The organism is Comamonas sp. DB36 (assembly GCF_057914905.1).
Genome location: NZ_CP196631.1, coordinates 1,955,281 through 1,975,488, shown reverse-complemented (window position 1 = coordinate 1,975,488; position 20,208 = coordinate 1,955,281). Strand labels below are relative to the sequence as shown.

Here is a 20,208-nt window from a genome sequence, read left to right as displayed (position 1 = left end):
AGCGCGCGTGCCAGAGCCCGTGTTTCGGCCGCGATGTAGGCGCCTCCATTGTCCGAGAGGAACTCCAGCGCAAGGTCCGCAGGAACAGCCTCCACGGCCCCGAAGCGGCGCTCCACGGCTTCGATGAGCATCTCACGCACCGGCTCGCCTGGCAGCCCCTTTCCCTCCCAAGCACGCCAAGCCATTACCTCCCGGTCGCAGCAGTCCTTGGCGAACGTGGCAGTCATGGCCTGAGCTTCGTGAACACCTTTAAACGCGACTACGTGGCACGCATGACGGAACTGATAGCTTGCATCAAGGCATTGCCCAACAACAATGCTCAATTTGTGTTCTGCACGCTGCAAGGCAAGCCGTATAGCTACTCTGGTGCGTGCACCGCATGGCAGCGCGCTGTGAAACGAGCAGGTATGAAAAACTGCCACTTCCATGACCTTCGAAGCAAGGCACTCACGGACGTCGACAAGGGTCGTGGCATCATGGATGCGCAGCGAATGGGTGCCCACTCTACTCCATCAGAGACCGCTGGTTACGTCCGCCACAAACTCGCAATACGCGTTGGAGCAACCCGCTGAACTGTCTCACTTGTATTGCGCGCTCAGAGGCAAGGCGCGGGCCCATGCAGGATTAACAGTTAGACAAATTTGTTGCCGCCAAGTCTTTGGACCCCGAAAAAACCCTTACAATACAAGCTGTCGGAGCGTAGCGCAGCCTGGTAGCGCATCTGCTTTGGGAGCAGAGGGTCGCGAGTTCGAATCCCGCCGCTCCGACCAGTGATTCAAGGCCTTGGCTAGAAATAGCCAAGGCCTTTTGTCCGTCTGGCTCCGGGCAATCCACAAAAGGCCCGCTTGCAGGATCTGGTCAGGTCAGGCCAAACCGCAGTCCTCAGCCGAACTCCAGCAAACAATGCCGATTCCTTTCAACTGCATGTAAGCTGCAATCGAGCCGGGAGATCCGTTGTGCCGCAGACCGGGCTTCACCCCGGCAGCAGGGCTGAGAGGTAGGAATGTATGGCCTGCCGCGCCTGGCGCTCCAGTGCCGGCACATCGGGGCGCTCAGGCGTGCGGATATAGGTGTGGGCGCACAGGCCGTAGAGAATGGTCTGCGCCACGCGTGCGGCCTCGCGCACGGGAAAGGCCGCAGGCAGGTCCGATGCCGCGTCGAACGCACTCCCCCATTCGCCCACGAAACGGTCATACATCGTGCGGTAGGCCTCGGCGCTCGAAAAGTGGCGCTCCAGCAGGTAATGCGCGCTCCATTCCTGGGCCGCGCCCGTGTGGGCCGCCAGTTGGGAGTCGATGACCGCGTCCACCATCTCGCGCAGCGGGCGCCCGGCCGCGGCCGTGCGCGCATCCCGCAAGGCCACGAGCAAGGTCTTGGTGCGCAGATGCAGGCAGACCCGCGCCAGGTCCTCCTTGCTCGCGAAGTATTCGTAGAAGCTTCCCAGGCCCGTTCCGGCCAAGGCCACGATCTCGCGGATCGTCATGCTCGCATACCCTTGCTCCACCAAAAGCCGAACAAAGGCCTGCTGCAGCGCCAGCGAAGTGTGCAGCGCGCGCGACTGGCGCGGCTTTCTGCGGGGGGCAAGAGGATGGGACGTGCTTCTGGGTGGCATGGCGGTGGAATCCGAACACCTCAAGGCCTTGTTTTGCCTAGAATTTTTTGAACGATCCCGTCGCATTTTCCAGGCCGCGCACCAGGCGGGACGCATACCCAGAAACGGAGACAGAACATGAGACTTGCGATTGTGGCTCCTTTGGCCGCCGCGGCGCTGGCATTGGCTGCGGGCGCGTCGGCACAGACCGTCAGGATTGCCTCGCTGGACGCGATGTCGGGGCCCATGGCCGGCCTGGGCCTGAATGTGCTCAAGAGCTTCCAGTACAGCGCCAAGATGGCCAACGACCAAGCCTGGGCCGGGCCGGTGAAGTTCGAGATCGTGCCTTTCGACAACCGACTGTCGGCGCAGGAGGCGCTGAGCCAGCTCAACTCCATCATCGGCCAGAACATCCGCTACGTGGTGCAGGGAGCGAGCTCTTCGGCCGTGGGCATAGCGCTGCAGGAAGGCATAGAAAAGCACAACAGCCGCAATCCGGGCAAGGAAATCATCTATCTCAACTACGCGGCCCAGGCCCCGCAGATGACCAACGCCAAGTGCAGCTACTGGCACTTTCGCACCGATGCCCATTCGGACATGAAAATGCAGGCCATGACCAGCTACCTGGCCGGGCAGGAACACATCCAGCGCATCCACCTGCTGAACCCGAACTATGCCTACGGCCAGGAGGTCGCACGCGCGGCACGCGACATGCTGGCCAGCAAGCGCCCCGAACTGAAGATCGTGGGCGAAGACTTCCACCCGCTGGGCCAGGTCAAGGACTATTCGCCCTACATCGCCAAGATCAAGCAGTCGGGAGCGCAGGCGGTGATCACCGCAGACTTCGGCGCCGACCTGGCGCTGATCATCCGCGCGGCACGCGACGCAGGACTGGACGTGGACTTCTACACGCTCAACGCCAACAACTTCGGCGTTCCCAGCGCCATGGGCAGCGCGGGCGAGGGCCGGGTCAAGCTGATCTCGGCATTCAGCCCCAACGATCCCCGCCTGGCCGCCCTGCCCTTGCTGGCCGGCTTCAAGCGCCAGTTCAACGAGGACTTCATCAATGGCCTGGGCCACAACGCGCTGCGCATGCTGGCCCAGGCCATGCGCCAGGCCCAGTCGACCGAACCGCGCAAGGTGGCGGCCCAACTCGAGGGCCTGCGCTTCGAAGGTCTCAATGGCCCGGTCGAAATGCGCAAAAGCGACCACCAGGCGCAACAGGCCATCTATGTGCAGAGCTGGGAAAAGGTCGACGGCAAGGCCGTGGTCCATGACCAGGAAAGCACCGGCCTGGGCTGGAAGCCGGTGGCCACCATCACCGCCGCTGCCGCGACCCAGCCCACGGGCTGCGAGATGAAACGTCCCGGCTGAAGCCCATCCCATTTTCAAGGAGAGTCACCATGACAGGCATCCATCGCGACAACCAGGCGCCCGAACTCAAGGACTACAACCTCTACACCAGCGACCCCGTGCTGCGCCGCGCGGTCGCACGCGGCGCAGCCCAGTGGCGCGACGCCGAGCTGGTGCGCCAGGGCGAGGAATATGGCGCCGAAGCGACCTTGCGCGCCGCCGAGGACGCCAACCGTTACGCACCCGAACTGCAAGCGCTGTCGCCGCGCGGCGAGCGCATAGACCAGGTGAAGTTCCACCCGTCCTGGCACACCATGATGGCCATGGCCAGGCGCAATGGCATTGCCAACCTGCCTTTCGTGGACGCGCGGCCCTCGGCCTGGTCGGCCTACGCGGCCTCACTGTACATGCACAGCCAGATCGAGTCGGGCTCCACCTGCCCGACCACCATGACCAAGGCCTGCATTCCGCTGATGCGGCTGAACGCGCCGCTCGACGCCCTGACCGCGCCTTTGCTCGCCTCGCTCGAACACGATGCGCGCGACATTCCGCTGGCGCAGAAAAGCTCGATGACCGTGGGCATGGGAATGACCGAGAAACAGGGCGGCAGCGATGTGCGCACCAACACCACGCAGGCTGTGCCTGCGGGCCAGGGCCCCTGGGGCGAGGAGTTCCTGCTCACCGGCCACAAATGGTTCTTTTCCGCGCCCATGTGCGATGGCCACCTGGTGCTGGCCAAGACGCGCGAGCGCGGCTCGACCTGCTTTTTCGTGCCGCGCTGGCGGCCCGACGGCAGCAGGAATCCGATCCACATCCAGCGCCTCAAGGACAAGGTCGGCAACCGCTCCAACAGCAGCAGCGAAGTGGAGTTCAAGGACGCTTTCGGCGTGCTCATAGGCGAGGAAGGCCGCGGCATCTCGACCATCATCGAGATGGCCACGTTCACCCGGCTGGACTGCGCGCTGGCCAGCGCCGGCTTCATCCGCCAGGCCCTGGCCCAAACACTGCACTACACGCGCCACCGCCATGCGTTCGGCAAGGCGCTGATAGACCAGCCGCTGATGACCGAATTGCTGGCCGACATCGCGCTCGAGTCCGAAGGCGCGACGCTGCTGGCCATGGAGCTGGCCAGCCACTTCGGCGCGACGGCGCCGCTGGACACCGCCTGGCGCCGCGTGATGACGCCGGTCGCCAAGTTCTGGAACTGCAAGCGCGCCGTAGGCCTCACGGGCGAAGCCATGGAAGTGTTCGGCGGCAACGGCTATGTGGAGACCGGCCCCATGGGCCGGCTGTTTCGCGAAGCGCCGGTCAACTCGATCTGGGAAGGCTCGGGCAACGTGATGTGCCTGGACGTGCTGCGCGCGGTGTCGCGCAATCCCGACGACGCCCATCTGCTGCTAGACCATCTGCAGGACATCGCCACGCAGGCGCCGCCGCTGCTGGCCCAGGTGCAGCAGCTGCGCGCCGCGCTGCAGCTGCCGCCCGAGACGCTCGAACCCCAGGCCAGGCGCTTCGCCCAGCGGCTGGCGCTCACCGCCCAGGGCTGCCTGATGCTGCAGCACGCGAGCACCGCGGCCGCGTCGGCCTTCATCGGCAGCCGTTTCGATCCCGACTGGGGCCCGGTCATGGGCATCACATCGGGCAGCCATGATACGGCCGCGCTGCTGCGCGCGGCCTGGGCTTGAGGAGTCACCAGATGATGGATTTCGTTTCGCTGCTCGATCAGCAGGCACGCAGCCAGCCGCACAAGCAGGCCTTGCGCGGCGCGGGCCGTTCCTGGACCTATGAGGAGCTGGCCCAGGCCAGCCGGCGTGCGGCCACGGTGCTGCGCGCCCAGGGGGTGCAGGCCGGCGACAAGGTCGCGCTGCTGTGCTTCAACACGCCGGGCTTTGTCTTCGCGCTGTTCGGCGCCTGGCGCCTGGGCGCGGCCGTGGTGCCGGTCAACCACAAGCTTCAGGCGCCCGAGGTCGACTACGTGCTCGCGCATTCCGGCGCGCGCTTGTGCCTGGTGGACGGCGCTCTGGCGCCGCTGGCGCAGCGCGTGGTCGCTCCCGTCACCTGGCTCGCGACCGACAGCGCGGCGCCGGCGCTGGCCGATTTCGACGCGCTGCTGGAGGCCGCCGCGCCGCTCGCCGGTGACGACTCGCCTGCGACCGACACCCTGGCCGAAGTGCTCTACACCTCGGGCACCACGGGCCAGCCCAAGGGCTGCCTGCACAGCCACGCCAACGTGTTTCACGCCGCCTTGTGCGCCGCGGCCAGCACCGCGCTGAGCCACCGCGACCGCACCCTGATTGCCATGCCCATCTGGCATTCGTCGCCGCTCAACAACTGGCTGCTGGGCACGCTGCTGATGGGCGGCACGGCCGTGCTGCTGCGCGAATACGCACCCCAGGCGTTTCTCGACACACTGGTCGACGAGCGCATCAGCTTCACGTTCGGCGCGCCGATTGCGTTTCTCGCGCCGCTGGCGGTCGTGCCCGATATCGCCAGCTACGATTTCAGCGCCATGCGCCTGTGGGCCTACGGCGGCGGGCCGCTGGGCGCCGACATGGCGCGCAAGCTCGCGCAAAGCTACCGCAGCGACCGTTTCGTCCAGGTCTATGGCATGACCGAAAGCGGGCCGCTGGGCACCGTGCTCCACCCCGAAGAAGCGATCGCCAAGGCCGGCTCCATAGGCCGCGTGGGCGTTCCCGGCGTGGCCATCGAAGTGCGCCGGCCCGACGGCCGGCGCTGCGAAGCGGGCGAAGTCGGCGAGATCCACATGCGCTCGCCGGCAATGATGCAAGGCTATCTGGACAACCCCCAGGCCACGGCCGCGGCCTTCGACGCGCGCGGCTGGTACCGCAGCGGCGACCTGGCGCGCGTGGACGAGGACGGCTTCCTGTTCATCGTCGACCGCCTGCGCGACATGATCATCACGGGCGGCGAGAATGTCTATTCCAAGGAAGTCGAGGATGCGCTGGGCGCCCACCCCGATGTGCAGGACGTGGCCGTGATCGGCCGACCGCATGCCGAGTGGGGCGAGACCGTGGTCGCCGTGCTGGTCGCGCGGCCGGGCCGCACGCTCGCGCCCGACGAATTGAGCGCTTTCCTGGAGACCCGGCTCGCGCGCTACAAGATTCCACGCGTCTTCGACCTGCGCGACGCGCTGCCGCGCACGGCCACGGGCAAGCTGCTCAAGCACCAGTTGCGCGGCCAGGCCGCGTGACTATGCGGAAATCAAATAAGGAAGTGACGATTTATACGTTCACAACCTAAGCAGGCAAACGCACCATTCAAGGACTTTCACGCCGTGCCCGCCTCTTGCGCGCCGGCCAGCATCGTCCCTTATGGAGCCTGCCTTGCCGTTCATTTCCCGCCGTTCCCTTCTGGCCTCGGCCAGCTTGTCCGTTGTTCTGGGCAGCGCGCTGCTGACCGCCTGCTCCAGGCAGCAGCCGTCGGCCCAGACCCCGGCCGCGGCCCTCACGCCAGTCAGCGGCGGCGTGCTGGTCTATCTGGAGCAGCAGGCCCACACCAACCTCTACCCTCCCGCGGGCGGCTTCTATCCGAATGGCGGCGTGCTCAACCAGATCACCGACAAGCTGACCTACCAGAATCCCGAGACGCTGGAGATCGAGCCCTGGATCGCCGAGTCCTGGACCGTCAACGACAAAGCCACCGAGTACACCTTCAAGCTGCGCCCCGGCGTGAGCTTTTCCGACGGCACGCCGCTGGACGCCGCGGCCGTGGTGAAGAACTTCGATACTTTCGGCCTGGGCAACCGCGAGCTCAAGCTGCCGGTGTCCGAGGCGATCAACAACTACGAGCGCGGCGAAGTGGTGGACCCGCTCACGGCGAAGTTCTACTTCAGGCAGCCTTCGCCCGGCTTCCTGCAGGGGACGTCGGTCATAGGCTCGGGCCTGGTGTCGCCAGCCACGCTCGCGCGGCCGTTCGAGGAACTGGGCGATGCGACGCGCATCATCGGCTCGGGCCCGTTTGTCGTCGCCAGCGAAGTGCTGGGCAAGGAGCTGGTGCTCAAGGCGCGCGCCGACTACCAGTGGGGCCCGGCCAAACACGCGCACCAGGGGCGCGCGCGGCTCGACGAGATCAAGTTCATCGTCAACAACGAAGACGGCGTGCGCATAGGCGCGCTGCTGTCGGGCCAGGCAGGCTTCATCCGCCAGGTCCAGGCCTATGACGAAAAGCGCGTCACCGACAAGCAGTTCAGCATCTACGCGCCGTCGACGCGCGGCGTCAACAACGGCCTGTATTTCCGCCCTGACAACCCGCTGGTCGCCGACCTCAAGGTGCGCCAGGCGCTGCTGCACGCGACCGACACCCAGGCCATCGTCGACACGCTGTTCTCCCGCCATTACCCGCGCGCCACCTCGGTGATCGCGGCCAACGCCCAGGGCTATGTCGATCTGTCGAGCAAGCTGGCCCATGACCCGGCCAAGGCCGCGAACCTGCTCGACGCGGCCGGCTGGGTGCCGGGCGAAGGCGGCATACGCCACAAGGACGGCAAGCCGCTGGAGCTGGCCGCCTATGTCGCCCTGCCCCAGCCGCAGAACAAGGAAACGCTGCAGCTCGTGGCCCAGCAGTGGGCCAAGGTGGGCGTGCGCTTCAATGTGCTGACCGGCGACAACGGCAGCTCGGCCGTCGACAACCTCGACCCCAAGAAGACGCCCGTGATGGCCACCATGGTCGGCCGCGCCGACCCCGATGTGCTCAAGAGCCAGTTCTATCCGAGCAACCGCAATGTGCTGCTGCAAAAAGGCGGGGTCAGCCAGCTGGTGCAGTCGTTCGAGGACGCGCAGCTCAACCAGTTGCTCGAGCGCATTGCGGCCGAAACCCAGCCCGCCCAGCGCCTGGCACTGGTGGGCGAGGCGCAGAACCATCTGCTCGATCAGGCCTATGTGATTCCCATCTTCGAGGAGCCGCAGGCGTTCGCCGGCGCGCCCTGGTTGCGTGACGTGGGCTTCGAGGCCGTGGGCCGGCCGAGCTTTTACGCCAGCTGGATAGCGCCGCACTGAAGCCGCCGCCCGCATCCGCTTTTCCCTCCTGTCCCCGGCTGGCGCGCCGCGCCATGCCCGCCTTCCCGCGTTGTCATGACTTCAAAAGCAATCATTCCTTGCGCCAGCGCGCTGGCCCGCCCGCTGGCCGCCGTCGCGCTGGCGCTGGCCCTTGCGGGCTGCAACAAGGCCCCGGACACCGCGGCCAGCACGTCGGCTACGCCGCAAAACGGCGGCACCCTGGTCTATCTGGAGCAGCAGGCGCACAACGCGCTGTATCCGCCCAATGGCGGCTTCTATCCGAATGGCGGCATCCTCAACCAGATCACCGACAAGCTGACCTACCAGAACCCCAGGACGCTGGAGATCGAGCCCTGGATCGCCGCCTCCTGGAGCATCAACGCCGACGCCACCGAATACACCTTCCAGCTGCGCCCCGGCGTCACGTTCTCAGATGGCACGCCGCTGGACGCCGACGCCGTGGCCGCGAACTTCGACCGCTTCGGCCTGGGCGACAAGGCGCTCAAGCACTCGGTCTCGGAGGTGATCAACAACTACGCGCGCAGCGAAGTGCTCGATCCGCTCACGGTGAAGTTCCATTTCAGGCAGCCTTCGCCGGGCTTCCTGCAGGCCACCTCGGTGATCGGCTCGGGCCTGGTGTCCAAGGCCACGCTGGCGCTGTCGCTCGATCAGCTCGGCGATGCCACGCGCATCATCGGCTCGGGCCCGTTCGTGGTCAGCGGCGAAGTGCTGGGCAAGGAAGTCAACCTGCAGGCGCGCGACAAGTACAACTGGGGTCCGGTCAAGCTGGCCCACCAGGGCCGCGCGCGGCTGGACGCGATCAAGATCATCGTCACGCCCGAAGACGGCGTGCGCATAGGCGCACTGCTGTCGGGCCAGGCCGGGCTGATACGCCAGGTCCAGGCCTATGACGAAAAGCGCGTGAACGAGGGCAAGTTCCCGCTCTATGCGGCGTCCACGCGCGGCGTCAACGACAGCCTGGCCTTGCGCCCGGACAACGCACTGCTCGCCGACCTCAAGGTGCGCCAGGCCTTGCTGCATGCGACCCATGCCAAGGAGATCGTGCAGACGCTGTTCAGCGCCAACTACCCCCAGGCCAGGGGCGTGCTCGCGGCCAGCGCCGCGGGCTTTGTGGACCAGAGCGCAGAACTCGCATACGACGCCGAGCGCGCACGCGCGCTGCTTGACGCAGCCGGCTGGAAGCTGCAGGCCGACGGCATGCGCGCCAAGGACGGCCGGCCGCTGGCGCTGTCGACCTACGAGTCGCTGAACTATGTGCAGAACCGCGAAGTGCTGCAGCTCGTGGCCCAGCAATGGGCCAAGGTGGGTGTCCAGCTCAACGTGCTTTCGGGCGACCTGGGCAGCAAGACCATAGACAGCCTCGATCCCGAAAAGATCGCCCTGCTGCCGGCCATGGTCGGGCGCGCCGACCCCGACGTGATCAAGAGCAACTACTACCCGACCAACCGCAACCTGCTGCTGCAAAAGGGCGGCATCAGCCAGAAGGTCCAGTCGTTCGAGGACCGCAAGCTCAACGGCCTGTTCGAGGCGATTGCGGCCGAGCCCGACACCGCGCGCCGGCTGGAACTCACGCGCCAGGTGCAGCGCTATCTGCTCGCGCAGGCCTATGTGATTCCGCTGTTCGAGGAGCCCCAGGTCTATGCGGGCGCGCCCTGGCTGCATGGCGTGGACTTCGAGGCCGTGGGCCGGCCCAGCCTCTACGCCGCCTGGATCGCGCCCCACTGACGGCACCCGGCATTTTCTTCAAGGCCAACGACCATGTCCCGCTATCTGACGAGTCGCATCGCCCAGACCCTGCTGGTGCTCTGGGCGGCGTTCACCGCCTCTTTCGTGCTGCTGCAGTTCCTGCCCGGCGATGCGGTGCTGATCAAGTTCCTCAACCCCGAGCTGGGGCTGAGCCCCGAGCAGCTGGCAGAAATCCGGCTGGCCTATGGCGCCGATGCGCCCCTGTGGCAACAGTACGGCCACAGCCTGCTGAACTTCCTGCGCGGCGATTTCGGCTACTCCATGCAGGCCGGCGTGCCGGTCAGCGACAGCCTCGCGACCAGCCTGCCGCCCACGCTCAAGCTCGCGGCCTCGGGCTTCAGCGCCGCGCTGCTGCTGGCCGTGGCGCTGTCCTTTCTGTCGAGCCAGCTGGGCTTTGGCTGGCTGCGCGCGGCGCTGCAGTCGCTGCCCTCGCTGTTTGTCTCGGTGCCGGTGTTCTGGCTGGGCATCATGCTGATCCAGGTGTTCTCGTTTCGCCTGGGCTGGGTGCCGGTGATCAACCCCGGCCCCTGGGAAGGCCTGGTGCTGCCCACGCTCACGCTGGCCGTGCCGATTTCCGCGCCGCTGGCGCAGATCCTGATACGCAATATCGACGCCGTGCTGACCCAGCCTTTCGTCGCCGTGGCCCGGGCCAAGGGCGCGAGCCGCACCTGGGTGCTGTGGCGCCATGTGGCGCGCAATGCGCTGCTGCCCACGCTGACCATGGCCGGCATCCTGTTCGGCGAGCTGCTCGCCGGCGCCGTGGTCACCGAAGCGGTGTTCGGACTGAACGGCCTGGGCAGCCTGACCCAGCAGGCCGTGGCCAATCAGGACACCGCCGTGCTGCAGGCCATCGTGGTGATTTCCGCGACCTCTTTTGTCTTGATCAATCTGCTTGTGGACCTGCTCTATCCAGTGCTGGACCCACGGCTGCGCACCCGCCTGGAGGGCTGAAGCCATGAGCGCATTACCTGATACATTCCCTTCCCTGTCGACGCCTGCGTCGTCCACGCTCGCCGCGCGCGCGCACTCCGTCTGGCGGCGCGCGCGCCGCGGCCCGCTGAGCCTGTGGCTGGCCTGGCTGGTGATCGCCACGGTGACCCTGTTCGCGCTCGCGCCTGGCCTGTTGACGCATTACAGCCCGGTGCAAGGCATTGCGGGCCAGCAGCTGCAGGCCCCGGGCGCCGCGCACTGGCTGGGCACCGACGCGCTGGGCCGCGATGTCTATACGCGCGTGGTCTACGGCGCCGTGCACTCGCTGTCGGGCGCGTTTGTCGCCGTCGCCATGGGGCTGGTGCTGGGCACGCTGCTGGGTCTGATTGCCGGCGCGAGCGGCAGCCTGGTCGACGACGCCATCATGCGCCTGGTCGATGTGCTGCTGTCGGTGCCCGCGCTGCTGCTGTCGCTGGCCATCATCATCATTCTGGGCTTCGGCACCATCAACGCCGCGATCGCGGTGGGTGTGGCGTCGATCGCGGGCTTTGCGCGGCTGCTGCGCTCAGAGGTGGTGCGCGTGCGCCGCTCCGACTATGTGGAAGCCGCATTCGGCAGCGGCGGGCGCTTCTGGCCCGTGCTGTGGCGCCATGTGCTGCCCAACTCGCTGACCTCGGTGATCGCGCTCGCGGCGCTGCAGTTCGGCTCGGCCATCCTGGCCATCTCCACGCTGGGCTTTCTGGGCTATGGCGCGCCGCCGCCCACGCCTGAATGGGGCCTGCTGATCGCCGAAGGCCGCAACTACATTTCCACCGCCTGGTGGCTGACCACCGTTCCCGGTCTGGTCGTGGTGCTGGTGGTGCTGTCCGCCAACCGCATCAGCGCCGCACTGCACAAGGCCAACGCATGAACCGCCTGCAACAACTCCTGCGCCGCATACGGCCCGCGGCCGCGCTGCCCACCGCGCCCATTCAAGCCACCGCCTCCGCCGCCGTGCCGGTGCTGTCGCTCAGCGACCTGGTCATCGCCTATCAGGAAGGCCAGCAGCCGGCCCAGAACGTGGTCCATGGCGTGAGCTTCGATGTGCTGCCCGGCGAAGTCGTCGCGCTGGTGGGCGAGTCGGGCTCGGGCAAGACCACGACCGCCCAGGCGGTGATCGGCCTGCTCGCCGAGAACGGTCGCCTGGTCTCGGGCCGCATTCAGCTGGGAGGCCGCGACATCACGCGCTGGAGCCCGCGCCAGATGGATGGCCTGCGCGGCGCGGTGGTCAGCCTCATTCCCCAGGACCCGACCAGCTCGCTCAATCCCGTGCAGACCGTGGGCCGGCAGTTGGCCGAGATACTGCGGCTGCACGACGGCGCGCGCGGCGCCGCGGCACGGCGCGCGCGCCAGCAACGCGTGATCGAACTGCTGGGCCATGTGGGCCTGTCGCAGCCCGAACTGCGCGCGCGCCAGTATCCGCACGAGCTGTCGGGCGGAATGAAGCAGCGCGTGCTGATCGCGATCGCGATCGCGCTCAAGCCCGCGCTGATCATCGCCGACGAGCCGACCAGCGCGCTCGATGTGACGGTGCAAAAGCGCATTCTCGACCTGATCGACGAATTGCGTCGCGAATCGGGCACGGCCGTGCTGCTGGTCACGCATGACCTGGGCGTGGCCGCCGACCGCGCCAACCGCCTGGTCGTGCTGCAGGGCGGGCGTATCCAGGAACAAGGCAGCACGCACGAGGTGCTGGCCACCCCGCGCAGCGCGTATACGCGCAAGCTGCTGGCCGACGCGCCGTCGCTGGCCCAGGGCCGGCAGCGCCCGGCCACCGAACGCAGCGCGCGCAACGAAGCGCCGGCCGTGGTCGTCGAAGACCTGGTCCACCAGTTCGACCTGCCCGGGCGCAGCGCGCCGTTCGTCGCCGTCGACAAGGTCTCGTTCAGCGTGGCGCGCGGCACCACGCATGCGATCGTCGGCGAATCGGGCTCGGGCAAGACCACTACGGCGCGCGATGTCGTGGGCTTTCGCCAGCCGACTTCAGGCCGCATCCTGATCGAAGGCCAGGACCTCACGGCGCTGCGCGGCGAAGCGCTGCGCCTGGCGCGCCGGCGCATACAGCTGGTGCACCAGAACCCGTTCTCGTCGCTCGATCCGCGCCAGACCATCTTCGAGATCATCGAGGAGCCGCTGCGCAACTACGAGCGCCTGGCGCGCGCCGAGCGCGAGGCGCGCGTGCGCGAAATGCTCGAGCGCGTGGGCCTGGGGCCCACGCTGCTCGCGCGCCGGCCGCACGCGCTGTCGGGCGGCCAGCGCCAGCGCGTGGCGATTGCGCGCGCGCTGGTGCTCCGGCCCCAGGTGGTGGTGTTCGACGAAGCGGTCTCCGCGCTCGACGTGACCGTGCAGGCGCAGATCCTCGCACTGCTGGAGAAGCTGCAGCGCGAGCTGGGCCTGACCTATCTGTTCATCTCCCACGACCTGGCCGTGGTGCGGCAGATCGCCGACACCGTGAGCGTGCTGCACAACGGCCGCCAGGTCGACGCCGGCCCCATCGAGGACGTCTTCGAGCGCCCCGGCAGCGACTACACGCGCGCGCTGATTGCCGCCATTCCCGGCCAAAAGCATTGGCCTTCTTCCCCCCGCATCCCACATGACGCAACCGCAGATTTCCACTCCTTCGCACACCGCAGCGCAGCCCAAACGCCTGGGCTTTTTCAGCAGGCTGCTTGACGAGGCCGGCGCCGCCGAGCGCTACCAGCTGGTCGCCGCGCAGATCCGCCATGCCGAAGCCCATGGCTTCGATTCGGCCTGGGTCGCCCAGCACCACTTCCACGAGCACGAAGGCGGACTGCCCGCGCCGCTGGTGTTTCTCGCCTACCTCGCGGCCCAGACCCGGACCATACGCCTGGGCACGGGCATCATCACCTTGCCGCTGGAAAACGCGCTGCGCGTGGCCGAGGACGCGGCCGTTCTCGACCTGCTGGCCAACGGCCGGCTCGAAGTCGGCGTGGGCACGGGCGGCACGCCCGCTTCGTTCACCGCGTTCGGCCTCGACAGCGAACAGCGCCGCGAGATCTTCGCGGGCCAGCTCGCCACGCTGCGCAGCGCCTGGGCCGGCGAAGCGCTCGCCGGCGGCGACCGCCTCTACCCCGCTGGCGCGCAGTTGCTGGGACGGCTGTGGCAGGCCACGTTCTCGGCCCAGGGCGCGGCCCTGGCCGGCGCGGCCGGCGACGGCCTGATGCTGTCGCGCACCCAGCCGCGCAGCGCCCAGGCCCCGCAGGCCACACTGGCCGAGATCCAGCATCCCATCATCGACGCCTATCTCGCGGCGCTGCCCGCGGGCCGGGCGCCGCGCATCGTCGCCTCGCGCAGCCTGTTCGTCGCCGACGACCGCACGGAAGCGCTGCGGCTGGCAGAGCTCGGCCTGCGCCGCAGCATTGCGCGCTCCGCCACCCTGGGCAAGTCGCTGGTTCCCGCCGACGCGCCGCTGGCGCAGATCATCGCCGCCTATGACGTGCATGTGGGCACGGTCGCCGATGTGGTCGCCTCGCTGCGCGCCGACACCACGCTCGAGCGCGTGAGCGACATCGTGTTCCAGGTGCACTCCATAGACCCGCCGCAGGCGCAGATCCTGCGCTCCATCGAACTGATCGCCACCGAAGTCGCGCCGGCGCTGGGCTGGCGCGCGCGCGCCGCCACCTCCACGACCACCGATTCACCCCTGGAAGCCTTTGCATGACCGCACCAAGCCACACCCTTCCCGACCACCAGCCAGACCTGCCCGATGTGATCGACCAGCTGCTGCACATTCTTCCCGGCGACCCGCTGGACCGGATTCGCGCCCAGCGTCCGCAGGCGCGCATCCATGCCCAGCAAAGCTATCTGGCGCTGTTCCATCCCGCCGCGCCCGTGGTCGGCAACGTCACGGCGCTCGAACGCCATGCGCTGGCCTGGTGGGTCGCCACGCTGCACGCCGCGCCCCATGTCGCCGGCTTCTACGCCCAGGGCCTGCAGGCCGCGGGCGCCGGACAGTCCCTGCTGGGCGCACTGGAGCAGGCCGCCGACTGCGCGCGCGGCCAGGGCCCTTATGGCCGCTATCCAGCAGGCCCGCTGAGCGTCGAAAACCAGGACGGCCCCGTGTATGCGCTAGACAGCCGTCTGCGCGCCGTACTGGGCGAAAAACTCGCGGCCGCATTCGAGCAGGCGCATCTGCTGGTCTTCCATCCGCGCGACGCGAGTCCCGCGGGACTGCAGGCCCTGCTCGATGCGGGCTGGGACAACACCGACATCGTGATCCTGTCCCAACTCATCGCTTTCCTGAGCTTCCAGATCCGCGTCGTGCATGGCCTGCGCACGCTGCAAGCCCATCCCGCCACCGCCTCCCCCCGCCTGGAAACCGCATGACCTATCCCGAAAACGCGCCCATCGCCCACCCCCACAATCAGCCGCCGGTGGCATTCACCCAGGCCCAGCTCGACTGGCTGCCCTGGATCGCGCCCTTGCCCGAGCAAGATTTCAGCGCGCGCCACCAGGCCGGCCTGGTCGATGCCGCGCGCATCAAGTCACCCTACTTCCGCCTGCTGGCGCGCGACCCCGACACGCTGGCCGCGCGCACCAGGACCGACAAGGACATCTTCTACAACCCCGAAGCCGGTCTGCCGCGCGCCGAGCGCGAGCTGGCCGCGGCCGCGACCTCGCGCCACAACGGCTGCATCTACTGCGCTTCGGTGCACGCGCGCTTTGCGAGCCATTTCTCCAAGCGCAGCGACGATGTGCAGCGCCTGCTGGACCAGGGCACCGAGGCCGATCTGGGCGACGAACGCTGGAACGCGATCGCCGCGGCCAGCGTGGCGCTGAGCAACACCCCTTCGTCGTTCGACCAAAGCCATGTGCTGCGCCTGCGCGCCGCGGGCCTGGACGACGCGGCGATCTCGGACGCCATCCATGGCGCGGCCTTCTTCAACTGGGCCAACCGGCTGATGCTGTCGCTGGGCGAACCCACGCCCGCCGGCTGAGCCGCGTCGATCAGAGGCCGGCCTGGCGCTGGTACTCGATCAGCGCGCCATGGGTCAGTCCCCTGGGCAGTTCAGCCGCACGGCCCCAGGGCAGCGCCTCGGCGCCCAGGCGGCCGCGCAGCGCAAAGCCCAGCAGGCCCTGGCCGCGCTGGCGCAAGAGCGCACTCAAGGCCTGCGCCGCCTCGGCCTGGCTGTCGCGGTCGGGCTCGAGCAGCACCAAGCTCGTACCGCCCTGCGCCACGCCATGCTCGCTCGCATGCGCGGGCAGATCCAGGCTTGCCAGGCGCAGTCCGGTGCCGGCCAGGCGCAGCGGCGCGGTGCGCAGCGCATCCTTGCCCAGCAAGGCCTGGTAGCCGGCCAGCGTGGTTTCCAGATGATCGACGACCAGCGTGACGCTGGCCACGCCGCGTACGCCATTGGAATGCTCGCGCAGCACACCGTGCTGCACGCGCAGCGCGCGCGGCGTGATGTCGCCGCACAGAAAAGGCAGGTCAGGCGTCGCGGCCCTGGCGATCTGCCACTTCAGCAGTTCGCCATCGGGCCGGGCGCGGCCGCCATCGAGCGGGCCTTCGAGCGCGAGACCGCCAGCACGCGCGCGCTCGACCTGGGCCCTGACATCGCCGGGGTGCAGCGCGAAATCGACCAGGCCTTCGCCCTGCGACTGCAGCCACTGCCACCAGCGGTCGTCGGCCAGGCCCTGGCCATGCCAGGCAATCAGTTCCAGGTAGCTGCCGTCTTCGAACACCACCAGGGCGTTGTGCGTGGGCCGGCCCGGATGGCGGCCGCCCTCGATGACATGAAAGCCCAGCGCGCCATAGTCGGCAACGGTGCGCGGCAGATCGGCAACGGCGATCACCAGATGGTCCAGGGAAAGTGTCATGTGCGGAACCTTGAAGAGACGGAGTGAACGGGAAGCCTCTCAGTCTGGACCTGCAGCGGGGTTCCTGGCAATCCGGTTTTTCTCATGTGCAAGTTGATCGACGGCATATCGCAACGGGCTCGCCTGCAGCTCGAAGCTCGGTTGCCAGCAGCGGCCGTCTTCATAAATCAACCGGCAGCGTGCGCACACGGCAGCGATGCGCTCCAGCAGGCTCGCGTGATTGTCTGCCTGCAGCAGCACGAAGCCGCGTTTGGACAGACTGTCCGTCGCGGCAAGAATCATGTCGCCGGCGCGCACCTCCAGCCGCCATTCCAGCACTCCGGCCAGGTCCGCCGGAAAATCGGGTGCACAGGCCGATTGGATGCGCCCGGCAGGAGGATACAAGCCCAGAAATGCCGCCGCACGCGTCGTTTCGGGCAGACTGCGGCAGGCCACGGGCTCGATGAGCGAGCGCAGCATCGCATCAATCTGGCGAAAGCCGGTGGTCAGCTCCAGCATGCGCCAGATCCGATCACCGCCCACGCGCGTCTGCGATTCGATGATCGCCGGCCTGCCGTCCTGGCGGATCTTCACTTCGGTATGCGCTACACCCCAGTCGAGCCGCATCGCACCGAGAAAGCGCCTGGTGCATTCCGCCACCGCTTCGCGCAAAGCCGCAGGCATGTCGGGCGGCGGCACCATCACGAAACTTTGACAGGCGTAGGGATAGCCGGTCATCTTGGAAAACGACATTCCCAGCACATGATGCTGGCCGTCAAGCGTGAGGGTCTCGACGCTGTAGAGGTCGTCGCTGGCGACAAACTCTTCGGCGAGCAGATCTGCGGGCCAGCAGGCGGCATGGGCCTCGGCGAAGGCATCGAGTTCCGCCACCGAGTGCAGGCGTTGCACGCCGGCGCCGCCCGCGCCGCTCAGCGGCTTGACGATGATGTCGGGGCCATGTTCGCGATGGAATGCGCGCAGCGCCTCGGGCGTGGCCACACGGCGCCAAGGCAGAGCCAGCCCCGGGCAGCCGTCCAGCAGCTGGCGCATCCAGTCCTTGTAGCGGGTCGCGGCGACAGGCCACAGCGCCATTCCACGCACGCCCAGCGCCGCAGCGATCACGGCAGCGGTCTCCAGGCCGCGCTCGGTATGGGAAAGACAGGCGATGAAGGGATCGGCGGCGTGCAGATCCTGTGCCAGCGCGAGGCAGATTCCAATCCTGTCCACCTCGACCGCGCGCACATGGGCGCAGCAGGCCAGAATGGCGGCGTCGAACGTGGGGCTGGACTGTACCGGGCCGAAGTACGACACGCGAAAGCCGTTGTCCAGCGCTTTCTGCAGCGTTTGCGTCCAGCCGCCGATCAGGAGCAGATGTGGTCCGTGGTTCATGGTGGTTGCTGCGAGTGAGAGTCTCTTGGCATGGAGTTCGCACGCCGCGCCCTTTCCCCGGCACGGCAGGCCAACAAGGTCGCCACATAGGCGAGATAGATCACGCCCCAGACCACCGCGCCCAGCAGCGCGCTGTCGGCGGCAGCGATCCATCCCCCGATCCAGTAGCCCAGCCCCAGGCCCGCGCCCGAGGTGAACAGGTTGTAGGTCGCGAGCGCATCGGCCGCCATGTCATCGGTAGCCACGTCCGTGACCATGTCCACCAGCAGCTGCGGCGTGACGATCTCGCCCAGCGTGAACAGCAGACACACGCCCAGCACCGACCAGGGACCCGCGATGAAAGGCGCAAGCACCGCAGCCAGGCACGAGAGCAGCGTTGCGCCGGCCAGCAGCGCATGGCGCGCCCCCCATGCGCTGCACACGCGCAGCACCGGCACCACCAGAACCACCAGCAGCAACGCATTGCCCGTGAAAAGCAATGCGACGAGCGGCGTGAAGTCGGCGACGTTGCGCTGGAGGGTAATGGCGATGGCCGTGTAAATCTGCGCTTCGAAGACGTAATGGAGCATGCCGGCACTGCTCAGCAGAATCACCCGGCGCGGCTGCGCGCGCACACGTGTGCCTAGGCTTGTTGCAGGACGCGCCATGGGCGCTTGCGCCTGCAGCGGAGCGCGCACCCGGCAGAGCAGGCCCAGCGCGCAGGCGAACAGCGCGCCGGACAGCATGAGCACGGCCGGCATGCCCGCTGCCGCGAAGGCCAGCGATCCCAGCACCGGCCCGCAGGCGCCGCCTATGCTGGTGACGAGCTTGATGTACGAGAACAGCGAAGGCTTTGCGCTGCGATCGGGCAGGAGCTGCATCTGGGCCGTGCGCACGAGGTTGGACGTCAGCGCCATGGCAAAGCGGTAAAGCACCAGCGAAGCGCCCGCCATCAGCAGCGTCGCGGCCCCGGTGCCGGCCTTCGCGCATGCCATCACCACCAGTGCACCCAGCAGCATGGCATAGCCTGCGCGCAGCAGGCGAAACGCCGCCCCGCAAGCGATCCTCAGGGAAGCCACATAGGCCAACACGTTGCCCGCGACCATGCCCAGGCCGGCGAGCGTTGCCATGTCGGGGCTGCGCAGGCCGAGATATTCGGCCAGCGCGGTGGTGACATAAGGGAAGTAGCAGAAAGCGGCGAGCGCAGCGACCAGCATCACCCACAGCAGGCGGACATTGTTGCGACCCAGCGCTGCCACCTGGCTTTTCATGCCCGCTCCTCGGCGCCCATGCCCAGCGCGTCGAGGTCTACAGCCACCATGCCCGTGATGCCCGCTGAAATGCAGGGAATGTCCCGCCGCAGCGGGCGTTGTCGGTCATGGAAGTACTTTGCCGTGAGCCCGCCGCCCCCGTCCGCATCCAGCACCGGATTGCCCACAAGAAAATCCCGCACGCTGCGCGTAAGGCGGTTCGCGCGCAACACCATGCGCAGCGTGCCGAAGACGTTGTCTGGAATGACCGCGCGGCTGCCAAAGCGCTTTTTGTATTGGAACGTCCCTTTGGTCAGAAATGGCTCGCAGCCCTGGAAGTCCACGCGGTCTATGCCCTCGGTGGAACAGGCCCAATCCAGCAGGGAGTGGTAGACAAAATTCTGCGCCCCCGCCGCGCGCAGCGCCGGATCCCCCGCGGCGACGCCGATCAAACGCGCGTTCAGCGTGCGCTGGCGCGCATCGATCTGCCCTGTGCTGCCGGCCACCCAGGCGTCGCCGCGAAACACCCGCAACAGCATTCCGTGGCGAAAGAGCGACTCATGCGCCAGCCCGCGCTCGACGCTGCGCGCCTGGTCGCCGTAGCGCGCCTGCATCGTGGGTCGGTGCATGCTGTCGTAGAACGCGAAGAAATGGCGGTCTTCGTGCGTGATGTCGTAGCGAAAGCCTGCGGCCTTCGCCGCGCCCCAGCGCTTGATTTCGCGCGCAGACATGTGGCGTTGCACCGATGCCAGTTCGGCGCAGGTGTCCACCACCTGGTGGATGCGCGGGACGGCCGCGATGTCGCGCGCGCTGCGCAGCCCGGTCAGCATCTCGGGAGGCGACACCAGCACCACGAGATCTGCCGCGCAGCGCTGCGCCGTCGCTTGCGCCTCATCGCCGGCAATCTGCGCCAGCGTCACCGTGTGGCGCGCGAACAGGCGCTCTTCCACAAAAGGCGCGAGGTAGGTCAAGCCTTCGGCCACGCCGACATAGGCAACGCAGGCCGGCTCGCCCGAGCGGCTGATGCCCTGCGCCAGGCGCAGGAAATGGGGTAGGCCGGCGGCCATGGGGACTGGCC

General features: G+C 67.7%; 17 protein-coding genes and 1 tRNA gene. 13 read left to right on the top strand and 5 right to left on the bottom strand.

The annotated features are described in order from the left end of the window. Nucleotides 1-239: 239 nt before the first annotated feature. Together ACSVDO_RS09135 and ACSVDO_RS09130 are read left to right on the top strand one after the other, a co-directional pair. Nucleotides 240-572: a tyrosine-type recombinase/integrase gene (locus ACSVDO_RS09135; protein WP_489596015.1), complete on the top strand. Its 333-nt coding sequence runs from the start codon at nucleotides 240-242 to the stop codon at nucleotides 570-572. A gap of 121 nt (nucleotides 573-693) precedes the next feature. Next, nucleotides 694-770 (top strand) — tRNA-Pro (locus tag ACSVDO_RS09130). Nucleotides 771-973: 203 nt separating this feature from the next. On the opposite strand, the gene ACSVDO_RS09125 is transcribed toward ACSVDO_RS09130, so the two are convergent. Beyond that, entirely contained in the window at nucleotides 974-1,612 is a 639-nt protein-coding gene (locus ACSVDO_RS09125) for a TetR/AcrR family transcriptional regulator (RefSeq protein ID WP_489596014.1), read from the bottom strand. Between the two features lie 117 nt (nucleotides 1,613-1,729). On the opposite strand from ACSVDO_RS09125, the gene ACSVDO_RS09120 reads away from it, so the two are divergent. The 11 genes from ACSVDO_RS09120 to ACSVDO_RS09070 all read left to right on the top strand — a co-directional run bounded on the left by ACSVDO_RS09120 (nucleotide 1,730) and on the right by ACSVDO_RS09070 (nucleotide 15,653). Continuing rightward, on the top strand, nucleotides 1,730-2,965 hold the full coding sequence (locus tag ACSVDO_RS09120) for a branched-chain amino acid ABC transporter substrate-binding protein (RefSeq protein ID WP_489596012.1): 1,236 nt from the start codon (nucleotides 1,730-1,732) through the stop codon (nucleotides 2,963-2,965). Between the two features lie 29 nt (nucleotides 2,966-2,994). Further along, nucleotides 2,995-4,629: an acyl-CoA dehydrogenase family protein gene (locus ACSVDO_RS09115; protein ID WP_489596011.1), complete on the top strand. Its 1,635-nt coding sequence runs from the start codon at nucleotides 2,995-2,997 to the stop codon at nucleotides 4,627-4,629. 14 nt (nucleotides 4,630-4,643) lie between these two features. Then, nucleotides 4,644-6,155 (top strand): class I adenylate-forming enzyme family protein, encoded by a 1,512-nt coding sequence (locus ACSVDO_RS09110; RefSeq protein WP_489596372.1) that lies wholly within the window; start codon nucleotides 4,644-4,646, stop codon nucleotides 6,153-6,155. Between the two features lie 121 nt (nucleotides 6,156-6,276). Beyond that, a complete protein-coding gene (locus tag ACSVDO_RS09105) occupies nucleotides 6,277-7,959 on the top strand; it encodes a TIGR04028 family ABC transporter substrate-binding protein (RefSeq protein ID WP_442881617.1) in 1,683 nt (560 codons plus the stop codon). Nucleotides 7,960-8,034: 75 nt separating this feature from the next. Continuing rightward, nucleotides 8,035-9,705 (top strand): TIGR04028 family ABC transporter substrate-binding protein, encoded by a 1,671-nt coding sequence (locus tag ACSVDO_RS09100; protein WP_489596008.1) that lies wholly within the window; start codon nucleotides 8,035-8,037, stop codon nucleotides 9,703-9,705. 33 nt (nucleotides 9,706-9,738) lie between these two features. Next, nucleotides 9,739-10,677: an ABC transporter permease gene (locus ACSVDO_RS09095; RefSeq protein ID WP_489596006.1), complete on the top strand. Its 939-nt coding sequence runs from the start codon at nucleotides 9,739-9,741 to the stop codon at nucleotides 10,675-10,677. 4 nt (nucleotides 10,678-10,681) lie between these two features. After that, on the top strand, nucleotides 10,682-11,566 hold the full coding sequence (locus ACSVDO_RS09090; RefSeq protein ID WP_489596004.1) for an ABC transporter permease: 885 nt from the start codon (nucleotides 10,682-10,684) through the stop codon (nucleotides 11,564-11,566). Further along, nucleotides 11,563-13,368 carry a dipeptide ABC transporter ATP-binding protein gene (locus ACSVDO_RS09085; RefSeq protein WP_489596002.1) on the top strand — a complete coding sequence of 602 codons (1,806 nt, stop codon included), beginning with the start codon at nucleotides 11,563-11,565 and terminating at the stop codon, nucleotides 13,366-13,368. Before ACSVDO_RS09090 ends, ACSVDO_RS09085 begins: the two co-directional genes overlap by 4 nt. Next, nucleotides 13,289-14,377 (top strand): putative FMN-dependent luciferase-like monooxygenase, encoded by a 1,089-nt coding sequence (locus ACSVDO_RS09080; RefSeq protein ID WP_489596000.1) that lies wholly within the window; start codon nucleotides 13,289-13,291, stop codon nucleotides 14,375-14,377. Before ACSVDO_RS09085 ends, ACSVDO_RS09080 begins: the two co-directional genes overlap by 80 nt. After that, the gene (locus tag ACSVDO_RS09075) at nucleotides 14,374-15,042 is read left to right on the top strand and encodes a CMD domain protein (RefSeq protein WP_489595998.1); all 669 of its coding nucleotides are present in this window, start codon (nucleotides 14,374-14,376) and stop codon (nucleotides 15,040-15,042) included. The genes ACSVDO_RS09080 and ACSVDO_RS09075 overlap by 4 nt, the downstream gene beginning before the upstream one ends. Next, nucleotides 15,039-15,653 carry an alkylhydroperoxidase domain protein gene (locus tag ACSVDO_RS09070; protein WP_489595996.1) on the top strand — a complete coding sequence of 205 codons (615 nt, stop codon included), beginning with the start codon at nucleotides 15,039-15,041 and terminating at the stop codon, nucleotides 15,651-15,653. The genes ACSVDO_RS09075 and ACSVDO_RS09070 overlap by 4 nt, the downstream gene beginning before the upstream one ends. Nucleotides 15,654-15,663: 10 nt before the next feature. Here ACSVDO_RS09070 and ACSVDO_RS09065 read toward each other — a convergent pair whose 3' ends face one another. Genes ACSVDO_RS09065 through ACSVDO_RS09050 form a run of 4 tightly spaced genes read right to left on the bottom strand, consistent with a single transcriptional unit; the run spans nucleotide 15,664 to nucleotide 20,197 of the window. Next, nucleotides 15,664-16,533 (bottom strand): VOC family protein, encoded by an 870-nt coding sequence (locus ACSVDO_RS09065; RefSeq protein ID WP_489595994.1) that lies wholly within the window; start codon nucleotides 16,531-16,533, stop codon nucleotides 15,664-15,666. Nucleotides 16,534-16,572: 39 nt separating this feature from the next. Beyond that, on the bottom strand, nucleotides 16,573-17,901 hold the full coding sequence (locus ACSVDO_RS09060; RefSeq protein ID WP_489595992.1) for an ATP-grasp domain-containing protein: 1,329 nt from the start codon (nucleotides 17,899-17,901) through the stop codon (nucleotides 16,573-16,575). Next, nucleotides 17,898-19,151 carry an MFS transporter gene (locus ACSVDO_RS09055; protein ID WP_489595990.1) on the bottom strand — a complete coding sequence of 418 codons (1,254 nt, stop codon included), beginning with the start codon at nucleotides 19,149-19,151 and terminating at the stop codon, nucleotides 17,898-17,900. The genes ACSVDO_RS09060 and ACSVDO_RS09055 overlap by 4 nt, the downstream gene beginning before the upstream one ends. Next, nucleotides 19,148-20,197, bottom strand: a complete 1,050-nt coding sequence (locus ACSVDO_RS09050) for a hypothetical protein (RefSeq protein WP_489595989.1) — start codon at nucleotides 20,195-20,197, stop codon at nucleotides 19,148-19,150. Before ACSVDO_RS09050 ends, ACSVDO_RS09055 begins: the two co-directional genes overlap by 4 nt. Nucleotides 20,198-20,208 lie beyond the last annotated feature (11 nt).